The 19,522-nt window shown below is 50.7% G+C and carries 12 protein-coding genes; 1 reads left to right on the forward strand and 11 read right to left on the reverse strand.

All coding sequences use genetic code 11. The annotated features are described in order from the left end of the window. Positions 1-35: 35 nt before the first annotated feature. On the reverse strand, positions 36-3,383 hold the full coding sequence (mfd, locus tag AAHB90_RS19460) for a transcription-repair coupling factor (protein ID WP_342086865.1): 3,348 nt from the start codon (positions 3,381-3,383) through the stop codon (positions 36-38). A gap of 206 nt (positions 3,384-3,589) precedes the next feature. On the opposite strand from mfd, the gene pnuC reads away from it, so the two are divergent. Next, positions 3,590-4,198: a nicotinamide riboside transporter PnuC gene (pnuC, locus tag AAHB90_RS19465; RefSeq protein WP_342086866.1), complete on the forward strand. Its 609-nt coding sequence runs from the start codon at positions 3,590-3,592 to the stop codon at positions 4,196-4,198. 158 nt (positions 4,199-4,356) lie between these two features. Here the strand turns inward: pnuC and AAHB90_RS19470 are convergent, their stop codons facing one another. From AAHB90_RS19470 to AAHB90_RS19515, 10 genes are all read right to left on the reverse strand, one after another. Then, positions 4,357-4,803: a barstar family protein gene (locus AAHB90_RS19470; protein ID WP_342086867.1), complete on the reverse strand. Its 447-nt coding sequence runs from the start codon at positions 4,801-4,803 to the stop codon at positions 4,357-4,359. A 70-nt stretch (positions 4,804-4,873) separates the two neighbouring features. Continuing rightward, positions 4,874-5,803 (reverse strand): sugar phosphate isomerase/epimerase family protein, encoded by a 930-nt coding sequence (locus tag AAHB90_RS19475; protein WP_342086868.1) that lies wholly within the window; start codon positions 5,801-5,803, stop codon positions 4,874-4,876. 216 nt (positions 5,804-6,019) lie between these two features. Further along, a complete protein-coding gene (locus AAHB90_RS19480) occupies positions 6,020-7,528 on the reverse strand; it encodes a c-type cytochrome domain-containing protein (protein ID WP_342086869.1) in 1,509 nt (502 codons plus the stop codon). 46 nt (positions 7,529-7,574) lie between these two features. Further along, positions 7,575-7,895 carry an L-rhamnose mutarotase gene (gene rhaM, locus AAHB90_RS19485; protein ID WP_342086870.1) on the reverse strand — a complete coding sequence of 107 codons (321 nt, stop codon included), beginning with the start codon at positions 7,893-7,895 and terminating at the stop codon, positions 7,575-7,577. Positions 7,896-7,924: 29 nt separating this feature from the next. Continuing rightward, positions 7,925-9,406: a DUF1501 domain-containing protein gene (locus AAHB90_RS19490; RefSeq protein WP_342086871.1), complete on the reverse strand. Its 1,482-nt coding sequence runs from the start codon at positions 9,404-9,406 to the stop codon at positions 7,925-7,927. 5 nt (positions 9,407-9,411) lie between these two features. Next, a complete protein-coding gene (locus tag AAHB90_RS19495; protein WP_342086872.1) occupies positions 9,412-12,165 on the reverse strand; it encodes a DUF1553 domain-containing protein in 2,754 nt (917 codons plus the stop codon). A 278-nt stretch (positions 12,166-12,443) separates the two neighbouring features. Further along, on the reverse strand, positions 12,444-14,012 hold the full coding sequence (locus AAHB90_RS19500; protein ID WP_342086873.1) for a RagB/SusD family nutrient uptake outer membrane protein: 1,569 nt from the start codon (positions 14,010-14,012) through the stop codon (positions 12,444-12,446). A gap of 25 nt (positions 14,013-14,037) precedes the next feature. Then, entirely contained in the window at positions 14,038-17,418 is a 3,381-nt protein-coding gene (locus AAHB90_RS19505; protein WP_342086874.1) for a TonB-dependent receptor, read from the reverse strand. Between the two features lie 225 nt (positions 17,419-17,643). Beyond that, positions 17,644-18,696 (reverse strand): FecR family protein, encoded by a 1,053-nt coding sequence (locus AAHB90_RS19510; RefSeq protein ID WP_342086875.1) that lies wholly within the window; start codon positions 18,694-18,696, stop codon positions 17,644-17,646. A 181-nt stretch (positions 18,697-18,877) separates the two neighbouring features. Next, positions 18,878-19,453 (reverse strand): RNA polymerase sigma factor, encoded by a 576-nt coding sequence (locus AAHB90_RS19515; RefSeq protein WP_342086876.1) that lies wholly within the window; start codon positions 19,451-19,453, stop codon positions 18,878-18,880. Positions 19,454-19,522 lie beyond the last annotated feature (69 nt).

Consider the following 19,522-nt stretch of genomic DNA (forward strand, 5'->3'; position numbering starts at 1 on the left):
TAAAAATCAATTATCAGGTAACGGAGGCCTGTTTGCTACTGGGTCATTTCCATGAGCACGTGGCGTGCCTGATCAATACTTTTGACATCTTCACAAATCAGTATCAGCTTGCCTTTCTGATCTTTAAGCGAAATTTGCTTCGGGTGTTTTTTAATGTAATCGATCACCTGTCCGAACTTTGCCGACTGAAAGAATTCGTCATTCTGCGAAGTAACGAAGTAGCCTTTCATCGTATTGCTTTTTAAAGTCAGTTTTTCAAACTGCAAAGCCTCTGCTTCCCAGCGCAAACGCACCGTTTTCAACAAATCCTGCACCTCATGGGGCACCGGTCCGAAACGGTCGAGGATTTCCTTTTCAAATTTACTGAGCTCGTCCTCTGTCGCAATATTATCGAGGCGGGTATATAACGACAGCCTCTCGGAAATATTTTTAACATAATCGTCCGGTATCAATGTCGCGAAATCGGTCTCTATCTGCGTGTCCGGCACCAGTTTTTTCGGCAGGCTGAATACCCCTTCGAAAAGATCCTTAAACTCATTGCTTTTCAGCTCCTGAACAGCTTCATCGAGCATTTTATGGTATAATTCGTAGCCCAGGTCATTCACAAAACCGCTTTGCTCCGCACCCAGCAGGTTACCGGCACCGCGGATGTCCAGGTCGCGCATTGCTACCTTGAATCCGTCGCCCAGATCGGAAAACTCTTCCAGGGTCTGTAAACGTTTACGCGAATCGCTGGCCAACGTCGATACCGACGGCGTGAGCAGGTAGCAGAATGCCTTCCGGTTCGAGCGCCCTACGCGGCCGCGCATCTGGTGCAGGTCCGAGAGTCCGAACATGTGCGCGGAATTAATAATAATGGTATTCGCATTGGCAATATCGATCCCCGATTCGATGATGTTCGTCGATACCAGGACGTCGTACTCGCCTTCAATAAAATTCAGCATCACTTTTTCCAGCTTGTCGCCATCCATTTGTCCGTGCGCCACGCCTATGCGGACGTCGGGTACCAGGCGGAGAATGATATTCGCGATGGATTCTATATCATTCACACGGTTATGCACGAAGAAAACCTGTCCGCCCCGCTGCACTTCGAAACTGATCGCGTCGCGGATGAATTCCTCGCTGAAAGTATGCACTTCCGTCGTAACAGGCTGGCGGTTAGGCGGCGGGGTGGCAATAACCGATAGGTCGCGCGCACCCATGAGCGAGAAATGCAGTGTCCGCGGAATCGGCGTCGCGGTAAGCGTGAGCACGTCCACATTGACGCGCATTTCCTTCAAACGGTCTTTGGCCTTTACCCCAAACTTCTGCTCTTCATCGACGATCAGCAACCCCAGGTCCTTGAATTTCACGTCTTTATTCAAAATCCGGTGCGTACCGATCAGAATGTCGATCTTGCCTTCCTCAGCGTCCTTTAAAGTCTCCTTAATCTCCTTCGCCGATTTGAAACGGTTGATATAACCCACCCGGGCCGGGAAATCGGCGAGACGGTCGCTGAATGTTTTGAAATGCTGCATGGCCAGAATGGTCGTCGGAACCAGCACAGCCACCTGCTTGCTATCACAAACCGCTTTGAATGCAGCCCGGATCGCGATTTCGGTTTTGCCAAAGCCCACGTCACCGCATACGAGACGATCCATTGGATGCCCTTTTTCCATATCATCCTTCACATTGGCCGTAGCCGTCGCCTGGTCGGGCGTGTCTTCATATATAAAGGAAGATTCCAGCTCGGTTTGCAGGTAATTGTCTTTCGAGAACGGGAAGCCAGGCGCCTGGCGACGTTTGGCATACAATGCAATCAGCTCGTGGGCAATGTCTTTGAGCTGCTTTTTAACCTTCGATTTTTTAGCCTCCCATTCTCCCGAGCCCAGCTTGCTCATAGCCGGCGGCGTACCTTCTTTGCCGGTATACTTGGCAATTTTGTGCAGGTTATGAACACTCACGTATAATAAATCATTATCGCGATAAATCAGCCGGACCGCTTCCTGCTCCTTCCCATTCACGTCTTTGCGCTCCATCCCGGCAAAGCGGCCGATCCCGTAATCGACGTGCGTCACAAAGTCGCCTACCTGCAAGGATTTCAGCTCTTTCAAGGTCATTGCCTTGGATTTGCTGAACTTCTCTTTCAACCTGTATTTATGAAAACGGGCGAAAATCTGGTGATCCGTGTAGCACGCCACTTTCATATTGTCGTCCACGAAACCTTCCCGCAGCGAAATGTGCATTGGTCGAAATTTCACAAACGGGTCGAGGTCTTCAAAAATGCGCTCCAACCGGTCGAGCTGCTTGGGCTGCTCGGCAACGATGATATTGACATAGCCTTTGTTCTGATTATCAGACAAATCATCCAAAAGCCTTTTAAAATCCTTATTGAACGAAGGCTGCGGTTTGGAAGAGTAAGGCAACTTCATTTCGGTCTTGAAATACGATTTCTTGCCAAACTCAACCGTTTTGAACTTCTTCACCTGGTTCAGGAACCCGCGTCGCGTTTCAAAAAGGTCTTGTGGATTGGAAACGATCTGTACCCCGCCGCCTGTCACTTCTTCGAGAGCCTTTTCCGCTCTTTCGAAGCACTTTTCTATCACTTCCAATGTCAGTTCCGCATCCTTGAACCAGATAGCGGTCTCATCCGCAAAGAAATTGAGGAAAGATTCCCGAGTTTCGTGAGAGAGCTTTTGCTGAATATCCGGCACGATATTGATCTGCTTCGCGCTCTCGATCGAAAGCTGTGTATCCGGGTCGAATGAGCGGATACTTTCCACTTCATCGCCGAAAAGCTCGATCCGGAACGGATGCTCGTTGGCGAACGAAAATACATCAAGAATACCCCCACGCACCGAAAACTGCCCCGCCTCGAATACGAAATCGGTGATTTCGAAACCGTAACTATTCAAAAATTCAGTCAGAAATGCCGGATCGAGTTTCTCCCCAACTTTGACGGAGAATGTGTTGGCTTTCAGCGAACGCTTGTTGATCACCTTCTCAAACAATGCCTCCGGGTAAGTGACGATCTGCACCGCCGAGCTACGGCCAGCGCTGAGTTTGTTGAGAATTTCGCCGCGCATCAGCACATTGGCATTATCCACTTCCTCGTAATGGTACGGCCTTTTATAAGATGTCGGATAAAAAAGCACTTCGGTGGAACCCAGCAGGTTTTGCAGGTCGTTCTGGAAATAGGCTGCTTCCTCGCGATCGCTGAGGATGTATACTGCCGGCGATTTCTTTTTATGCTGCAATGAGGCCGCAACGACGGCGTCGAGGCTTCCTACCAATCCCTTGATCTGTATGTGCGCAGCCTCAGCATCTTTGGAGGCGATCTGCGTGCTCAGCACATCCAGATAGCTGTCGCCCCCATATAGTGTCAATAAGTCTTTAACTTCCAATTATATCGAATGCTGTGCGGCCCTGGCCGCAGTGAAATGTAAACGCAAAAAGCCGTTTCGGGGAGTTTCCCGACCGGCCAAAAAAGATAACAACAGTCGTACCAATTTTGTTGCCACGCTGTTCGAATTGCAAAAATAGCCCGAAATGCCCCAGCGCGAAAATCCGGAATATCATTTTATTTTTACCTTTCACACCATTCTCCCTCATGACCGACTGGCTCAATCAACCCGTTTCCCTGGCAGGCCTGCCAACAACAGTGCTCGAAATCCTCGGTTTTATCACCGGCGCGATCTGCGTGTACCTCAACACCCGCCAAAACGTACTCGGCTGGTTTTTCGGTATCGTCAATGCGGTTTTGTATGGAATCGTTTTCTGGCAGGTAAGATTGTACGCCGATATGGGTTTGCAGGGCTATTATTTCCTGACAAGCATTTACGGCTGGTGGATGTGGAAATTCGGTGGACAAAATCATGATGGCCTGCGCGTTACCCGCACCCCCATTAAGCTCTACCCGGCTTTTGGTTTGATATTTGTGGCAATTACGCTCTCATGGGGCTTTTTACTCGGTAAGTTCACCAACGCCAGCCTGACTTATGCAGATTCCGCGCTCACCATCGCGAGCCTGATCGGTCAATGGATGATGGCCCGCAAATACCTCGAAAACTGGATCATCTGGATCGTCGCCGACGCAGCGTACGTCGTCATGTATTTCTACAAAGACCTGCATCTCACCGCGATTCTGTACGGTGTGTTCCTCATTCTGGCAGTCATTGGGTACATTCAGTGGCGGCGAGACGTTGTTCGTCAAATGTAGTCAGTTGTGGTCAGGAATAGTCATTTGTGGTCACTAAATTGTCTAGTGTACCCATTGACAGTCAGGAATTTACTGTCGCAAGGTCAGTTTAAATCTCCTCCATTCATGTCTATACTTGACAATACTTGACTACTCCTGACGAATACCCCAATGACGTTTCAGTCGAGCGCATCAAACGGAATTTCCTGATCTTCAAGCAAGGTGCGAATGCGAGGCGAATCCTGGAAAACGATTTGCAGTTCTTTTTTCTCCACACCCTCTTCCTCCTCGTCGAGCCATTTCCAGTCTTCGGCCGTGGCGTCAAAAATGTCGATAATAGTCAGCAGCTTGTCGTCCGATTTTTCTTTGGAAAGCCATTCAGCCGACCGGTCAATGTAGATCACTACTTTCTTCTCGTCGATCCATTCGAGGTCGTTCAGCATTTCGTCGAGTGCGTCCAGGTTTTTGCCGGAATAATCGGGGAAACGCATCGCTGCGGCGATCGCCTCGTGGAAATCTTTGACAGATGTAGCTTTGCCTCCGTCAATATGGGCTATGAATGCGCCCAGGAATGTTTTACGGACATCAGATTCTTCCCGGGCGAGCAGGAAGTGTGTGTTTTTCATAGAGTCGTTGATTTAAAACACTGCAATTTAGAGAAAAATGGATGTGCAAGTCCAGCCTTTCAGTAGTGTTTTATTTCAAATACCGTTTTCTTAACAAATGCATCATATGCACATTGATCCCCCACTGATCCGACAGCGGCTGATGCGTAAACGGCACGGTAGGCTGATAATTCGGCGGCCCAAATTCCGTTAGGACGGTCAGTGTTTCACCACTTTTAACCTTATATTCCACCACTTTGTCCCACCATGCCAAATGTGCTTTTACAGCAGCTTCCCATTCCGGCGCACGCGGATCGTTCACCTGCGGGCCTTCCTCGTGTCCTACCCTCGAGTGGATGTGCCCTACCCGTGCGAGCGCAAGTTGAACAGTTTCTTCCTGGTCCTGCAAAAGACTTTCATGCACATTGCACCAATGCGAAATATCCAGCGTTAGCCGCAATGCCGGGTTTTTCTCGATGAAATTCCGTGCTATGTGCGCAGCAAAAAGCATGCGTCCGCGATGGGTTTCATGATAAATGGGTATACCGCTTTTGGCCGAAGCCTCGGTGGTATGGTCTATAAATGCCTTGTTTTGCTCGTAGGTAAAATGGTCGCGGCCGCTGTGACAATTGATGTAAAGCGGCTTAACCGGCCATTGTGTAGTTGCCGCGTCGATCTGGGATTTGAATGCATTCAAATGCGTCTTGTAATCCCGTTCACCCGATCCGCAGAGAAACCCGACTTCGAGGTCATACTTTTTTAATGCGTCAAAAAGCTCCTTCTGCTTGTCTTTCGAGCCTTGCCACCACATTTCAATGCCGTCGTACCCCTCTTTTTTTACCGCTGCACAAAACTGATCGGTTGTTCCCTGAAAACCCCAGTTAGTGCCGAGTACTTTCAATGAAAGCTTGTCCGCAAACTTTGCGGGCGCCTGACTTGAATCGGCGATGGCCTCGAAGGTGGTTAATGCACCCGCAGCAGAGGCGACGGTGGCGGTGTTGATGAAATCCCGGCGGGTCATTTTTAGTTTGAATTTTGAATGATTGAATGACTGAATGATTGAATGAGCCGCTGTGGAACGGGGAATGAGTGAATATTTAGTCAGGAATTGTCATGGGGTCAGGTGTTGTGGTAGTGCATTTACTGACTATTCCTGGCAATACTTGACTACCAATGACCACTCCTGACTACCTTTGACCATACTTGACTACTCCTGAACATACCTGACCACTCCTGCCTACTTCTTCGTAGCCACTGGCTTGGTAGCGGCGGTAGTGTCGCCGGCTTTCAGGAATTGAGCTACTTCGGCTTCGCTGAAACCGTTTACGATTTGTAGGCCTGCATTCTGCCGGGCTGTTTGTGCTACGGCACTGTCGGTAACGGCGGATTGCCAGACGTAAATCGAACGAAGGCCTTTCAGGGTGGCGATGCTTTTCAGGCCGACGTCGCCGATTTTAGTATCGATAATATTCAGGTACTCCAAATGCGGCAAAGCCTTAATTTGCGCAATACCCTGGTCGGTGATGCCTGTGTGTTCGAGGTGAAGTTTTGTAAGGTTTTTCAATCTGGCGATTTCTTTTAATCCGTTGTCGGTGATTTTAGTACCGCCCAGTTTCAACCAGGTTACCTGCTCGGCAACGGGCAAAAGCAATGCGATATCCTTATCACTAAACTGAGGGGCATTTACAGCGCTCACTTCCAGCAGGTTCTGATCCTGAGATAAGGTATTGACGATCAGCCCGGCTTTGCGCAATGCCTGGATATCAGCTTCTTTCGCAGGAGCTACTTTCAATGTCGCAATCGCCGATTCTTTCTGCTTGGCATTGCCCGATCCGCCCGCGGCTGAACCGCCTCCCAGCGATGCCAGGGCCGGTTTCACCTGATCGGGCACCGTCAGTTCCGACACCTTTTTATCAGCCGGCGCACCCTGATCGATCCACCACGAAAGCAATGCGATTTGCTCTGTACTCAGCTGCGGCTTGCCTTTGGGGGGCATATGGTTATCGTCGCTCTCGTCGAGCAGGCAGCGTTTAATCATATCACTTTCAGCGCCCTTGCCAGGCACGAATGCAGGGCCGTTTTCGCCGCCTTTCATGAGCAATGCGAGCTCGTCCATACGCAAATCGCCCTTTTTCTTGCTGGCATTGTGGCATTGTGTACAGCGTGCTTCGAGGATCGGCTGGACAATATCCTTATAAACGATAGCCTGCTGTACGTCGGCAATAGGCTTTGTTTCCTTTGTTTTTTCTTCAATAGGGTCCATTCCGGCCAGACTGCGGAAAGGTTCGGGTGTATATTGTGTGAGGTATCCGTCGCCGTGCGTAAGCGAGCCGCCGTCGTGGCCTGCCGTCATTGTCAATACAACAGCAACCGCGAATGCGGGTAAATAAATCGCTTTCCCGAATGATAGTTTACCTGCGAGCCTGTCCGATTTGACGAGCCAGGCTACCCATGCGAAAACAGCCACGCCAATGCCCTTCCACATATGTGCACCCAGCAAATCTTCGTCGTACCCCCCACCCAATGACAGCAAATAACCCGCAATGCAGGCAAAAGTGGCGCTCACAGCCGACCAGAACAGCACAAATACCACCGTAGATTCACCCACCGAAATCTTGCCTGTCCTCCGGCCTATTTCAATAATGGCTGCAATCAGTAAAAAACCAATGGGTAAATGCACCAATACCGGGTGGAAACGCCCGATAAAAAGTGCCCAGGGCGACGCCTGAAGAAGAGGAATGAGCATACCGAAAATTAATATTTAGGGATTAGGATTATTCAAAATCAATGCATTACAACCTGAAAACCTCAGGGCACGGGATGGCCACGGGAGAGTTGTCAGAGTTCACTTCCATAATGTCGGCCATGTGGTTCCACCATTTTTTCATGATGGGCAGCGCGGGCAGACTGGCCGTCGTGTCATCGCTTCCCACTTTCTGAAATGCAAAAAGGGCGAGCGTTGCCTCGTCGAGAAAGATATAATATTCGGTTATCCCGGCTTCTTTGAGCAACTGGCTCAGTTCGGGCCAGATTTCATCGTGCCTCTTTTTGTATTCTGCTTCAAATCCGGGTTTGAGCTGCATCCGGAAGGCCTTTACTGTTTCCTGCTCCATAAGGTTGAATTGAATGCTGCTAAGATGCATTAAGCGATTACCTGTTTTACGACTTTGCCCTCAGTGTCCGTCAGCCTGAAATTCCTGCCCTGGAATGGGTAGGTGAATTTTTCATGATCAAAACCCATCAAATGCAGGATCGTGGCCTGCAAATCGTGGACGTGCACCCGGTCTTTCACGCCGTAGTAACCCAGTTCGTCTGTTTCGCCATGGCTGTGTCCACGTTTCACACCGCCACCGGCCATCCACATCGTGTAAGCTTCGAGGTGATGGTCACGACCCATGTAGGGCATTACCACGCCGTTACGGTTCTCCTGCATAGGCGTCCGGCCAAATTCCGCCCCGAATACCACCAGCGTTTCTTCGAGTAACCCCCGCATTTTCAGATCCTTGATCAATGCAGCAATGGGTTTGTCGGAAATCTGGCATTTGGAACGAAGCCCGCCCTCGACATTGTCGGTGGCATTGGTACCGTGCCCATCCCAGCCCCAGTCGAAAAGCTGCACAAAACGTACGTCGTTTTCGATGAGTTTTCGTGCCAGGAGACAATTCATACCAAAGCTTCCCTCGCCTGCTTTTACTCCATACATATCGAGAATAAATTGCGGCTCTTTGGCAACGTCCATTACCTCTGGTACCGACATCTGCATCCGGAAAGCCATTTCATATTGGCTGATCCGCGTCAAAATCTCGGGATCCTGTACCTCTTCGTAAGTCTGCCGGTTGATTTCGTTGATCGCGTCGATCGTCTTTTTACGAATATTCCGGTTCATTCCGTTCGGGTCGGTCACATACAGAACCGGATCACCGCCCGTGCGGCATTGCACGCCCTGGTATACCGACGGCAGAAAGCCGCTCCCGTAAACACTTTTCCCTGCATCAGGCTGGCGGCCACCGGAAGCCAGCACGATAAACCCGGGCAAATTGCGGTTTTCCGAGCCGAGGCCATACACCGCCCATGCGCCCAGGCTCGGGCGTCCAAGCCGCGGGCTGCCCGTATGCAGGAGCAACTGCGCAGGCGCGTGGTTGAACTGGTCTGTATGCATGGCTTTCAGGAAGGTTATCTCATCGGCGACGGTCTGCAGATAGGGCAGATAGTCCGATAGCCACGCTCCGGATTGGCCATATTGTGCAAATTTTCCCTGCGGCCCGAGCATTTTGGGTACGCCCTGGATGAATGCGAATTTCTTGCCTTCCAAAAATTCAGCCGGACAGTCTTTTCCGTGGTATTTAACGAGCTCGGGCTTGTAATCAAAAAGTTCAAGCTGCGACGGTGCACCGGCCATGTGTATGTAAATCACCCGCTTGGCTTTCGGAGCAAACTGCGGAATACCGCCTCCCGCAAGCGATTCCGAAGCACCTGCTGCTTCACCGGCTTTCGATGAGCCGCAGGAGCCGAGTAGTGAGCCCAGACCCAATGCGCCCAGCCCGAAACCGGCAGATTGCAAAAAATGCCGGCGCGTCTGGCGATGAAGTTCCGCGTGTTGTAATTCTTTGAGTAGCTTTTCCATGTGGATTATTCTTTTGTCACGACGTTGTCGAGATTCAGCAGCACATTCGCTGAAATCGTCAATGCGGCCAGTTCCGGGGATTTTTCTTTTCCATATACCAAAATACTGTCGACCTCCGAGGGCTTTTGCCGGTATTCATTAAGCGCATCCTTATATACTTTCATGAGCACATTCAGGCTCTTCGGCTCTATGGTTTTGAACGTAAGCAGACGGTACCCTTCTTTGAGTTGTTGCTCGGGTGTCTTACCCCGCGTCTTCATTTTGGAGGCCAGTTTTTCGGCCGCTTCAAGGTACACAGGGTCGTTGAGGGTTACCAGTGCCTGCAATGGCGTATTGGTAATAATCCTTCTCGACTGGCAGAACTCGCGGCTCGGGGCATCGAAAGTGGTCATGGAAGGATAGGGTGCCGTTCTTTTCCAATAGGTATAAACTCCCCTGCGGTATTTGTCCTCGCCCGCACTCACCACCCAGCTTTCCCCGCTGTATGGCGACTGCCAGATCTTGTCAGGCTGCGGCGGCATGACGCTCGGGCCGTACATTTTGTTTGAAATGAGTCCGCTGCATGCGAGTGCCTGATCGCGTACCTGTTCGGCACTCAGGCGTACGCGCGGGCCGCGCGAGAGCCAGACGTTGTACGGATCTTTTTCCTTTCTCTGCTCATCGGAACGGGAGTCCTGCCGGTAAGTAGCCGACATAACGATCGTTTTCAGCAGTTTTTTAACACTCCATTTATAATCTTCCATAAACGACACCGCCAGCCAGTCGAGCAGCTCGGGATGGGATGGTTCGGCTCCCTGCGAGCCAAAATCTTCCACTGTTTCCACAATACCTCTTCCGAAAAGCTGCTCCCAGAAACGGTTCACGACCACCCGGCCGGTCAACGCATTATCCCGGCTCACAATCCACTTGGCAAGGCCTAGCCGGTCACGGGAAGCACCTTTCGGCAATGGTGCAAGCAGTTTTGGCACATCGGGTTTCACTTCCGGGCCTTTTACCATCCAGTTACCGCGGACGAATACATTGGTTTTACGGGCAAAATCACCTTTTCCTTCCCAAAGCACCGGCATACTTTCTGTCGGGCGCGTCAATGCAGTCGCGTAATCGGCCACGACCTGCTCATAGCCCGGCTGACCGGTCCCCGGCAACGCTTTTTGAAATGCAGCCCAGGTAATGCGTACCCATTCTTCGGGTGCTTTCGGGCTGTTTAATGACAGATAAATATCGTGTTTCCCGCTGGTTTTGGCTATTGGCGCCACGATCACCGTATCGCGGGTTGGCACCTTAACAGTCGCAAGCACCGGTCCATCGAGTTTATCCAAATGCAGGGTCAATACGGCATTTTCTGCCTTTGTACCAGTATTCATCAGCACATTGTCGGCACCGGTGAGGTTCACCTGCGGAATGCGTGCATTGCCCTTGTGTTTCACACCATAATAGGAAATTACCAGTACGGTAGATTGATCTCCCTTCACAAAATTGTGCGCATTGATCTTCGGCTCCATCACCTTCATGAACTGCGTTTTTGCTTCCAGCTGGTTCGGATCATACTTTTGGATCCATTCCTTCACTCTTTCGAAACGGGCTGAATCTTCCCCTTTGTAGAACCGGAGTTTCGGCCATTCATCCCACACGTCCTCATCGCGCGAGTTATTGAAGAAGGCTGCGTATTTGTAATATTCGTCGTGCGGAATAGGATCGTAAGGATGGCTATGGCATTGTATACAGCCGAATGTGGTACCTTGCCAAACTTCCCAGGTAGTATTGACGCGGTCGATCAACGCTGCTGTACGAAACTCTTCGTCGTCGGTTCCGCCTTCGTTGTTCGTCATTGTATTTCTGTGAAAACCAGTGGCTATCACATTTTGCTCAACGGGGAAGCCCTTTTCCTTTTCCGGCAATAGGTCACCGGCCAGCTGTTCGATCGTGAACCGGTCGAACGGTTTGTCTTCATTAAAAGATTTGACCACATAATCGCGGTAGCGCCACATGGTGCGCCCGCCGTCGCTTTCGTACCCCTTCGTATCGGCATAACGCGCAAGGTCCATCCACATCGAGGTCCATTTTTCACCATATGCGGGTGATTTGAGCAACCTGTCCACTACTTTTTCGTAGGCATCCGGTGATTTGTCGTTCTCAAAATCCAGAACCTCTTTTTCAGTCGGGGGCAGGCCGGTAATGTCGAGGCTTACCCGACGCAACAGTGTTGCGCGATCTGCTTCGGGTGACGTTTTCAGGCTTTCTTCTTTTAGCTTTTTGGCAACAAAATGGTCGATTTCATTCTTGGCCCAGGCCTTGTCACCGGTATTCAGCAAGCCGAACAGGTTGGAAAAACTATTCAGGGAAGGTACATCGGGCCTTTCTACTTTTTTGTAAGACCAATGCGTCTCCCATTCCGCACCGTCATTGATCCAGTCTTTCAGAATACCTATTTCCTTGTCATTGAGCGGCGTACCGTTTTTTGGCATTTTTTCATCAGGGTCATCCGAAAGAATGCGCCGGATCATTTCGCTGGCATCGGCGTCGCCTCGTACCACCGGTATCTTACCCGATTTACCGGGTTCGAGCATTTCATGTTCGAACAGGAAGCTCACGTCTCCCGCTTTTTTCACGCCGCCGTGGCAGCCCATGCAATGCTTGTTGAGGATCGGTTTTACATCGGCATTGTAATCCACCTTCTTCTGCCACGGTAGCCCAGCCCACGAAAAGTACATTATCGGCACCGCCACCACCACTAAACCGATCAAAAATCTGGTATGCATTGGTTTAATTTTAAATAATTATTTCTACAAGAATTACAAAAATACCAAGAGCCTTATCAATACGAAACAATTGTTCGTACAAACTCACAAAATGTTTATACAAACCATGAAAAGCAAATATATAGCATGAAAGGCAACTAAATATAATCGAAATAACCCGTCGCGACCCGACCCAATGAACAAACAACACATTTGACTTATCCTGTTGTCTCCATGGGTAAAAGACTGAATTTAAATAAAATTACCCACTTAATCCGGTCGGCGACGGGCCATTTCCGTTACTGCCAAATGGCGTTCTGCTTTACATTAGGATTGCCGAGCAGCTCCTTTTGGGGCAATGGCAATACATAGTCGCGTTCTTTCGGCTTTCGGTCCAGATTGTACTTCTCTGCAAAATGTTTGATCTCCTTTCCAAGGTAATCCTGCGCTCCGTCCAGCTTGCTCTTCCGGCGCAGCTCGGGATACATAACCTGCTCAAAGACAAACTCCTGCATGCGCTCGTGGATGATCGCATCACGCAATGCCGATTGGCTGAGACCTTTCAACGGCGCCAACCCTGCGCGGGTACGCACTTTGTTGATCGACGCGAACGCGTCGCCCTGTCCGCTCTCGTTGCAAGCCTCGGAGTGGCCCAGCAGAATGTCGGCCAGACGGATGTAAATCGTGTTTTTCTCCGTCGCCGCATTGCTTTTATCCAGCTCCACGATCTTTGCAGCCCATGCCTTTCCGAAAATCATCTGCGCGGGATCGTTCGGATTCGCATCAGATTTTACCACGCCACCGAAACGGGATAAGTTATAGTCCGCCTTTTCGCTCCAATGCACGATCGGATAAGCGCCATTGATCTTGCCGAAACGGCCCGTAGGATAGCTCTCTATGAACGTTCCTGCAATGCGCTTGTCCTTTGGGTCATAATTAGCACGGAATTCCTGCGTCGCACTGATCCAGCTCCATCCGGACCCGCCCAGTTCGCTCGGAAAATCTTCCGGATTGAAGTGCATAGAATGCACATTGAATTCGTTCGGGTTAGCAGAAGCCGAAACCTGCGCTTCGAAGATCCTTTCACCCTGGTTTTCGTGGCTCAGGTCAAAATTGTGGGAAAAGTCGGTGAACAATGCGATGCCACTACTATTGATAATGTCCTCTCCTGTGGCTTTTGCTTCCGCCCATTTTTCGTCCCAAAGCTGCGTTTTCATTAAAATTGACTTCGCAGCCCACTTCGTGGCCCGACCGATATCCGCTCCGGTGTAGCTGGCCGGCAGCAATTCGGCGGCCGCTTTGGTATCGGAATAAATTTGCCCGATGACAGCCGCTTTGCCGCCTGTATTCGATGGCAATTCGGAGATATTCTGCGTCGATTTGGTCGTAAGCGGCACATTATCGAAGTAGCTTAGCAGGCTGTAATAGTAGAATGCGCGTAAAAACAGCGCTTCGCCCTTGACACGCTTGATCAAAGCCTCATTCGTTGGATCTTTCATAGCGTCGGCAGTTTCGATGATCGCATTTGCCCGGTTGATCGAACGGTAGCAAATTCCCCAGTAGGCCTCGATGTACTCATCGGCCGGGTTCACATTGCCCAGGTTGTATTGCAGCGGCCCTTTCTCCCATCCCACCTGGTAACCTATCAGACATTCAAACACATAACGATCGTAGAAGTAGCCGGAGTATTGCGAGTTCAGGTCGTCGTACACCGCATTGACCCCCAGCACAAGTTCAGCTGCCGTTTTGTAGAAGGTATCAGGATTGATAAAATCCGGCTTCTCCTTCAAATCGGAGCATCCCGCAGCCGCGAACAGCAACGCCGAAAGGCCCGTTAATCTGATTTTATATAAAAATGACTTTTTCATAAAAAGCTGATTTTCAATTTGAATATTAAATACCAAGATTAACGCCCACTGTAAACATGCGCGACCGCGGGTAAGCGTCGTAATCGTCGCCCCGGTTCAGGTTATTCTGGCCCTGGTTGTTCACTTCGGGGTCGAAACCTTTGTACTTGGTGATCAGGAAGAGGTTCTGCCCGCTCACATACACGCGTGCAGTGCGGATGTAGGTGCTCTTGACCGGGAGCGTGTACCCTAGCGAGAGATTTTGCAGGCGTACGAATGAGCCGTCCTGAATGAAGAATGATGACCGGCGGAAAGAAATGAAGTCGCGGCGGCCATCAATTACCGGACGGGAAGCATTCGGATTCTCGGGCGTCCACGAATCGGTCAGGATGTTGGCGATCTGGTTGATTTTCTGCACGCCATCGCCCATCTCCGATTGTTGCAGGTTGCGGACTTTGTTACCATGCACGCCGCGGAAGAATAATGAGAGATCGAACCCTTTGTATTTCAAGCTTGTATTAAATCCCCAGGTCAGTTTCGGGTTCGGGTCTCCGATGATCTTGAAATCGTCGGTCGTGTATTTTCCGTCGCCGTTTACGTCTTCATATTTGGGATAACCCGCTCTTGCCGAATAACTTTTCCCTTCCTCGTCGGATTGGAACAAACCAACGTAGTTGTACCCGCTCCAAACGCCGATCGGATTGCCGCCCTGCACCCAGCTGCCCAGCACACCGAGGTGACCGCTGGTGCTGTTGGAAAAGAATGGTGTGCTTTTTCCAAGATCAAGGATTTTGTTTCTCAAAATAGACACATTCCCGCTCACGTCCCAAGTCAATGTATTGGTACTGATCAACTTATAGTTCGCCGAAAATTCGAGCCCCTTGTTGCTCAGCGAGCCGGAGTTGAGCATAATCGTGCTGAAACCGGTGCTCTGCGGAATCGAGACGTCGAGCAGCAGGTCGGTAGTTTTGTTTTTAAATGCATCGATCGTCAGGCTGAGGCGGTTGTTCAGCAATGCAAAATCAATCCCTACATTGAGCATGGAAGTGCTTTCCCATTTCAAATCCTGGTTGGGGATCCGGTTGGGCGCATAACCTGATACGAGCGTGGGAACACCGCCGAACACGTAATTGTAAGGTACCAAACCAGCTACCGAACGGTACACCGGAATTTGCGAATTACCCGTAAGCCCATAGCTCGCGCGGATTTTGAAATCGTCAAATGCGTTGGCCAGTCCCGAGTTCTTGAAAAAATCCTCGTTCACCACGCGCCAGCCGATCGCCGCCGATGGGAATGTGGCCCATTTGTTGTTGGGCCCGAATTTGGAGGAACCATCGCGGCGTAGCGTTACGGTGAGCAGATAGCGGTCTTTAAAATTGTAGTTGACACGCCCCAGCATCGACATCAGTTCCCATTCAATACGACCGGAATTCGGCACCAGCGGCCGACTACCATTTTGCATATTCACGGCGTCCACATCGTCGGCAGGCAGCCCCCGCGTCGCGTTCGATTCGAAAAAATTGACTTCTTTCTGGTAAGTATAGCCCAGCGTTACGTCCAGATAATGCCCTTTGGCGATCTCTTTATTGTAAGTTAAAATATTCTCATTCAGTATGTTGTTCGAATTACGGTTGGCTTTCTGCAACTCGCGGCCGTTCTGGCGGCCGAGATAAGTATAGTTGTTGTAAAACGTCGTGCGACGCGCATTGACAATGTCCAGCCCAAGACTGGTCCGGAATTTCAATCCCTCTAAAATATTGACTGTCAATGCCGAAGTACCGAAAATCCGGTTGGTGTTATCGTGGTCGTACCCTTCTACGGCTTCGGCCAAGGGGTTTGTGAGAAAGCGCTGGTCGTAGCTCGCATACTGGTACCCGCCGTTCTGGTCATAAACCGGGCCCGTAGGATCGAGGCCTAATGCGGTAATCACGATACCCCCGGGACCTCCGCGGTCGGTAGGCACATTGCTGCTTCCAGAACGGTTGAACGACCAGCTATTGGTCAAGGTCGCCTTACCTTTCAGGAAATCGTTGTCAAGGTTCATCCGGAAGCCATAGCGGTTGAAATCCGTGTTCTTAATGATCCCTTTGTTATTCAGATAATTACCTACGAAGGCATAGCGCATCCCCTTATTGCCGCCTGTAAATGAAAGCTGGTGATTAGAAAGTCCGCCGGTGCGGGAAATCACGTCCCACCAGTCGGTACCAGCCCCGATTTGCGCGATCTGCGCGTCGGTATAGCGCGGATTTCCGCCCTGGCTGCGTTCGAGCATATTAATGTAACGGGCATAATCGGCACCATTGAGCACATCCACTTCCCGTGCGATGGTTTGGAAAGAATAGGAACCGTCATAATCCACACGGCTTTGGCCTTCCTTGCCTCGCTTGGTAGTGATCAGGATCACGCCGTTTGCGCCCCGGGAACCGTAAATAGAGGTTGCCGACGCGTCTTTGAGTATTTCAATGGATTCGATCTCGTTGGGGTTAATGGTCGCCATCGCATTGGTGGGCTGGCGGTTGCCGCTCGTACCCAACGCACCATTGTCGGGGTAAATCGGAAAACCATCGATCACATAAAGTGGCTCGCTGCCGCTGTTGATCGAATTGGCACCGCGCACACGGATGGAAATGCCGCCACCAGGAGCACCCGAAGTTTGCGTTACCTGTACGCCCGGCGCCCGCGATTGTATCGCCTGGTCGACCGAGGTAACCGGCATTTCACGAATCGCGTCACCCTTAATGCTCGCTACTGAGCCCGTCAGGTCACTTTTCCGCACCGATCCGTAACCGACCACCACCACTTCTTCAAGTGCCTGGTTGTCCGGCTGCATCGTTATCGAAATATTCGTTTGACCACCCAAAGTCACCTCCTGCGGCTTGTAACCCACAAAACTGAATACGAGCACTGCATTCTGTTCAGTCACATCGAGGGCAAATGCGCCTTCCTGGTCGGTAGTAGTACCTTTCTGCGTGCCTTTGATAATCACACTCACACCTGGCAGGCCCGCATTATTCTCGTCAATCACTTTGCCTCTGATCTGCGCGACGGCCACTGCGATGGCCGCCACGGTCGGTTCCGGTTGTTGCGGCTCGGCGAGGGCGCCCGTTTCGGCGGTGAGCAGGATGCGGCCGGCCGTCAGTTCGTAGGTAATGTGCAACGGGTCGAGCAGCGAGCTTAATGCGGCCGAAAGTTTCTGGCGGTTGATATGCACATCAATCGTCCGCTCGGCACGGATGTTTTTCTGGCTGTATGCAAACTTCACATCGGCCTGCTCTTCAATGTCCCGCAGGACATTTCTCAGTTCCGCATTCTGTGCATGGATCGTCACCATTCTCTCCATGATCTCCTGCGCCCGTCCCTCGCTCGCGGCATGGGTAAGCGTCGTGAAAACCACTGCAAAAAGGATTTGGGCAAATGTTATTTTCATGACCATGCACAGTGATGCACACCATTTTAACTGTTGGGTTTTTTGCATATTTTTGAAGGTTCTATTTGTGAAAAACAGGACATCCGCCCGCTTACCGTCTGTCCAGGATCACGTAAGCAGGCATTTTCGGAGCCGGTAGTGGTGGTACACTATCGGTTCCTTTGTTTTTGGGGTCGGGGAAGTAGTTTATGAGTTCATAGTTAAGGGTTTAGGGTTTGGTAAGACTCAGTCACAACCGTGACCGTTGATCAGAATACGGGTACCTTTCACTTCGTAATCAGCTCCGTTGGATTTGCAAATGAGGGCCAGCTTGTCGTAAAGCTGCATGTCGGTAAGGTCTCCGGTGAAACTGCAATGTGCTAGACGGTCGTTTGCGAAGACGATCTCGATGCCATAAGTTTCCTGCAACGTGGCCGCTATTTTTGCCAGTTTTTCGTCGTCAAAATTCATTTTAGTCTCCGCAGTCGCGGTAGATGCCTTCACGGGCTCAGGTACGAGGCCCGTCATCAAATGCCGGCTTTCGGAGAAATAGGTAACGCGTTGGTTCGGAGTGAGCACCACGCCATTATCCTGGCTACCAGTCGAATCGCTCTCGCTGAATGCCTCCCGGTTTTCAAATACGGATACTTTTCCCGTCACCACCTCCACTTCCAGCGCTTTATCTTTCGCATTGCTTTTAATTCTGAAACTCGTTCCCAGCACGCGGGTGATGATTTTGCCACTGTACACGAGAAAAGGTTGATCGGGATTGCGGGTGATTTCGAAGAATGCATTACCCGTGAGCTGCACTGTGCGCTTATCACCTGCAAATGAGGCCGGAAAGACGATTTTCGCCCCCGGTTCGAGCGTCACCGTACTGCGGTCGCTCAATGTCAGTCGTTTCGGCGCGTTGGTTGTATTCTCTTCTGTGATCAGTCGGCCGTCGGGCGCTTGCACAAACATTTTTTCCTGCATTACGCCCTGCTTGCCACGACGGTCGCCGAAAAACACCCAAAAACTGACGACCAGCAGCACAGCTGCCGCTGCGGAAAGATATACCGCCGACCTTCGCCACAAGCTCTGCGCCACAACCGGCCCGGCATACTCTACCGGGGAAGTTTCGGCGGCCAGTTTGCCCAGCATTCTTTCTTCCATTTCACCTTTTTCCTGGTCACTCAGCACCGCAAGCCCGTCGGCATTAAGGCCTTCGTACCACAGGTGGATTTTCAGGATTTCCTCCTTCGTGCATTTCCCTTCCTGGTATTTCAGGAGCAGGGCCTGCCGTTCGTTATGGTTCATTGATGTAGTAATGGGGGTATATCAGGTCCTTCTAACCTATAAGCCGTAGAAATGGCCTCAACCCCTAAATAGATTTAAAAAATATTTGAATTGTGCAATTAATGGGGCATTTAGGGGTGAAAGTCCTTTGAAAAGGATAAAAGGGAGGAAAAGGAGGAGGGAGGAAAGGGAAGAGAGGAAGCTAAAATAATCCTGCGGCGGTGAGCAGTAGTGTCATTACTTCTCTTAAATGCGTCCGGACTAGGCGTACGGATTTGGTGAGGTGGTATTCGACGGCTTTTTCGGAGAGGTCGAAACGGGCGGCGATCCGGGCAACCGGCCAGTGGTCGAACTTGTGCAAACGGAAAATTTCGCGCGTTTTTTCGGGCAGGATATGCAGGCATTCATCGATCACCCTGAGCAACTCATCCAGCGCCAGCTGGTTTTCGGTATTAAAATCCTGGATACTGTTAAAAGATTCGTGATAATCCGTGTATTCGAGCGCCTGTCCTTTGGCGCGGATGTGGTCGATGACTTCGTAGCGCACGGCCGCAAAGAGGTAGTAGTTCAAATTCCCGATGCGCAGGGTGCCGCGTTCACGCCAGAGCCGCAGGAAGATATCCTGCACGATTTCCTCGGCTGCTTCCTTGTTCCGCAGTTTGCGGTTCGCAACGAGGAACATATCGTACCAATAGGCTTTGTAAATCGCCGTAAATGCTTCCGCATCCCCATTTTGCAATGCGAGGAGAAGGTGGCCGGCCTTGTCGTTATCCACCATTACAGCTTGTTTTCGTTAGGAATCTGGTATCGGGATTATGGCAAAGTTATATTATTTGTTTTTATTATC

The organism is Dyadobacter sp. OTU695 (assembly GCF_038440355.1).
GTDB lineage: Bacteria > Bacteroidota > Bacteroidia > Cytophagales > Spirosomataceae > Dyadobacter.